We start from the raw sequence: 4,244 nt of genomic DNA, 5'->3' as shown, positions 1-4,244 counted from the left end.
GGGCTAGGAGGCGAAGTCCACTAAAGGGACTAGGGACGGAAATCGTTTCAGCCCCTTTAGTGGGCTTTTCTGTATCAGCCCGGCGGCTTTAGCCCCGGGCACATACCGACGACGATGCGCTCCCTCACCACACCGATGCCCTCCGCCGACATTCCCAGCCCGCTTTAGCGGGCTTTTCGTTGTGAGCCCGGCGGCTTCAGCCCCGGGCGCGCGGCACCGTCGCAGTCCCATCGAGTTCGCCAAACGCCATCATCCCGGGTCTGCGCCGCCCGCGTACTCCCATGGCCGCGCCGGTATCACCCCCGTCAAACGCCTCCGGATAGACCACGAGCCCGTGGACGCCGTCGAGCGCGCCGGGCACGAGTGCCAGTGCCATGAAGGCGGGGTCGGAGACCGGGAAGGGGGCTTCGAGTCCCTGTGCCCGGGCTGGGGTGAAGCCGAAACGGGGGTAGTAGTTGGGGTGGCCGACTACGACCACGATCCGGTGGCCGAGGTCGCGGGCGCGGTCGAGACCGGTGCGGATCAGTGCGGCGCCGATCCCCTGACCCTGGTGCTCCGGCAGCACGGCGACCGGCGCGAGCGCCAGCGCCGGGATGTCTGGTCCCCCGCCGGTGCGGATCGCGATCCGGCTGAAGAGGACGTGGCCGACGACACGGCCGTCGCGCTCGGCGACGAGCGAGAGCGCCGGGATGAACCCCGGTGTGTCGCGGATCGTCTCGACCAGTCTCGCCTCGTTCTCACGGCCGAACGCGAGCCGGTTGACCTCGGAGATCGCTTCGATGTCGGCCGGTGTCTCGGCTCGGATCGTTGTCATCGCCTCCACCCCCTCTTCTCGACTGCTCGACTGTTGGAACGTCTTGATCGCCCTCTGGGAAGGATGCCATGGGACGTGAACATCGCTATGTGGAGTTGCACCTCCACACCGCGTACTCGTTCCTCGACGGCGCCTCGTTGCCGGAGGAGATCATTGCGCGCGCCTCGGAGCTCGGCTACCGGGCGCTGGCCATCACCGACCACGACGGCCTTCACGGCGCGATGGAGTTCGCCCAGTTGGCGCACGGGGCGGACATCCAGCCGATCACCGGCGCCGAGCTGACCCTGGCCGACGGCTCGCACCTGACGCTGCTGGCGGAGTCGGTGACCGGCTATGGGAACCTCTGTCGCCTGATCACCGCCGCGCATCACGCGGGGGAGGACCGTGTGCCCCGGCTCGACCCCGACCTGCTGCCCCGGCACGCCGAGGGGTTGATCCTGCTCACCGGCTGCCGGCAGGGGGCGCTGGCGCGGCTGGTGGATGCCGGGGATCTGGCCGGGGCGGAGGCGCTGCTGCGGCGGTACGTGGAGTGGTTCGGGGCGGAGAATGTCGTCGTTGAGCTGCAGCAGAACCTGGTCTACGGCGATACCCGGCGTGTCCGGCTGCTGGTGGAGCTGGCGGAGCACCTGGGCCTGCGCTACGCCGCGACGGGGAATGTCCACTACCACCGGCCGGAGCGGCACCGCCTGCAAGACGTGCTGGTGGCGATCCGCGAGCGGACGACGCTCGACGGGGCGCACCGGGCGCGGCGGGCCAACGCGGAGTTCTACCTGCGTGCCGCCGAGGAGGTCGCCGCGCTCTTCGACCGCTACCCGGCGGCGCTGCGGGCGACGCTGGAGATCGCCGAGCGCTGCGCCGGGTTCGACCTGCCGCGTGATCTCGCCTATCGCTTCCCCGACTACCCGACGGCACCGGGGGAGACGCCCGACGACCTGCTGGCGCGGATCTGTCGGGAGGCGCTGGCCGAGCGCTACCCGGAGCCGGAGCGGCGCGCGGCGGCTGAGGAGCGGCTGGCGGAGGAGCTGCGGCTGATCGCCCGGCACCGGCTGGCCGGCTTCTTCCTGCTCTACCGCGACCTGTTGCTGCTGGCGCAGGAGGTGGCGGCGGAGGTGCGCGGGACGGACACGCCGCGCGCGGTCGGGAACCTGCCGCCCGGGCGGGGGCGCGGTTCGTCGGTCAGCTCGATTGTCTGCTATCTGATCGGTCTGTCGCACGTCGACCCGCTGGCGCACGGGCTCTTCCTCGGTCGCTTCCTCAACGAGGATCTGCGCTCGGTGCCGGATATCGACCTCGACTTCCCGCGCGACATCCGCGAGCGGCTGATCGAGCGGGTCTACGAGGTGTACGGCCCGGAGCATGCCGCGCTCGTCTGCGCGTTCTCCACCTACAAGCTGCGCAGCGCGGTGCGCGACATCGGCAAGGCGCTCGGCCTGCCCCAGCCCGACATCGACAAGATCGCCAAGCTGAGCGAGGCGCGCTCGGCGAAGGACCTGGGGGAGGAGCTGGCGCGCATCCCGGAGTTCGCCGCGCGGCGGGACGCGCCACCGCTGCGCTATCTGGTGGAGCTGGCTGAGGAACTGGCCGGCTTCCCCCGCCACATCACCCAGCACGTCGGCGGGATGATCGTCTCCTCCTCGCCGCTGGTGGAGCTGGTGCCGATCCAGCCGGCCGCCATGCCGGGGCGTTACCTCTGCCAGTGGGACAAGGACTCCTGCGACGATGCCCGCTTCATCAAGATCGACTTCCTGGCGCTGGGGATGCTCTCGCTGGTCGAGGAGTGCCTGGAACTGATCGTCCGCTCGGGTAAGCCGCCGGTGGATCTCTCGCGGATCGACTTCGCCGACCCGGCGGTCTACGACATGATCTGCGCCGGGGACACCATCGGCGTGTTCCAGATCGAGAGCCGGGCGCAGATCCAGATGCTGCCGCGCACCCAGCCGCGCTCGCTGGAGGATCTGATCGTCCAGGTGGCGATCGTCCGCCCCGGCCCGATCGTCGGCAAGGCGGTCAATCCCTACGTGCAGAACCGCCAGCGGCGGATGCGCAATCCCCGAGCGCCGATCCGCTACGACCACCCGTCGCTGGAGCCGGTGCTGGAGGAGACGCTGGGGGTGATCCTCTACCAGGAGCAGGTGCTGGAAGTGGCGATGGTGCTGGCTGGGTTCACCGCTGGGCAGGCCGAGGCGCTGCGCCGGGCCATGAGCCGCAAGCGCTCGCGCGAGGCGATGCTCCACTTCTGGCGCCAGTTCCGGGATGGGGCGCTGGCGCGGGGGGTGCGCCTGGAGGTGGCGAAGGAGGTGTTCCGCAAGTTGCTGGGCTTCGCCGAGTACGGTTTCCCCAAGAGCCACTCGGCGGCGTTCGCCGTGCTCGCCTACCAGTCGGCCTGGCTGCGGTGCTACTACCCGACCGAGTTCACCTGTGCGCTGTTCAACAACCAGCCGATGGGGTTCTACCCGCCCCACGTGATCGTCAACGACGCCAAGCGGCACGGCGTGCGCATCCTCCCGCCCGACGTGAACCAGAGCGGCGCCCGCTGCACCGTCGAGGGGAACGCCGTGCGCATCGGCTTCGGCTTTGTCCAGGGGATCGGCGAGGACGCCGCCCTGCTGATCGAGCGGGAGCGGGAGGCAAACGGCCCCTACCGCTCGCTGGCGGACTTCGTCCGCCGGGTGCCGCTGGCACGGGAGGCGGTCGAGAACCTGATCGTGGTCGGCGCGTTCGATAGCTTTGGGCTGGGACGCCGGGAGGCGCTCTGGCAACTCGGCCTGTTCATCCCGGCTCGGGGATTCGGGAAGAACGGGGCTGCCGGGAAGCAGCTCCCGCTGGCGCTGCCGGTGGAGCAGGACATGGTGGAACTGCGGCCGATGAGCCCCTGGGAGCAGATGGCGGCAGACTACGACACGCTGGGCCTCTCGCCCCGCTATCACCCGCTTGGGCTGCTCCGCCCGCACCTGCCGGAGACGATCGTCTCCACAGTCGATCTGGCGAAGCTCCCTGATGGGACCGAGGTGCGGGTCGCGGGGTTGGTTGTCTGCCGTCAGCGCCCAGGGACGGCCAAGGGGATCACCTTCCTGCTGCTGGAGGACGAGCGGGGTCTGGTGAACGTCATCATCTACCCGGCGCTCTACGAAGAGCAGCGGCTGCTGGTGCGGGGCGAGCCGTTCCTGGTGGTCGAGGGGCGCCTGCAGCGGCGCGACGGGACGATCAACCTCATCGCCCACCGCCTGCACACGCTGGACGCAGCGCGCCGGGCCTTCGCGCCGGCGCCGTCGCCCACCGTCCACGAGGCCGGCCCCATCTTCCCCGAACGCAAGCCCGACCGCCGGCTCGTCCCCGCCTCGCACGATTTCCGGTAGCATCGCGCAACTCATCCTTCCCAGCGCGCTGATGAAGAAGCCCCCTCTCCCCTTGTGGGAGAGGGGGTTGGGGG

Annotated in this window: 2 protein-coding genes; one reads left to right on the top strand and one right to left on the bottom strand. The window is 70.0% G+C overall.

What is annotated here, in order from left to right; all coding sequences use genetic code 11:
• Positions 1-196: 196 nt before the first annotated feature.
• Entirely contained in the window at positions 197-814 is a 618-nt protein-coding gene (locus IRZ30_RS16020) for a GNAT family N-acetyltransferase (protein ID WP_294086584.1), read from the bottom strand.
• A gap of 68 nt (positions 815-882) precedes the next feature.
• On the opposite strand from IRZ30_RS16020, the gene IRZ30_RS16015 reads away from it, so the two are divergent.
• Positions 883-4,170: a DNA polymerase III subunit alpha gene (locus tag IRZ30_RS16015; protein WP_294086582.1), complete on the top strand. Its 3,288-nt coding sequence runs from the start codon at positions 883-885 to the stop codon at positions 4,168-4,170.
• Positions 4,171-4,244: the final 74 nt, after the last annotated feature.

Source organism: Sphaerobacter sp. (assembly GCF_019683595.1).
Taxonomy (GTDB): Bacteria; Chloroflexota; Chloroflexia; order Thermomicrobiales; family Thermomicrobiaceae; genus Sphaerobacter.
The sequence above is the reverse complement of the archived record's forward strand: the minus strand, read 5'-3'. Positions and strand labels throughout refer to the sequence as shown.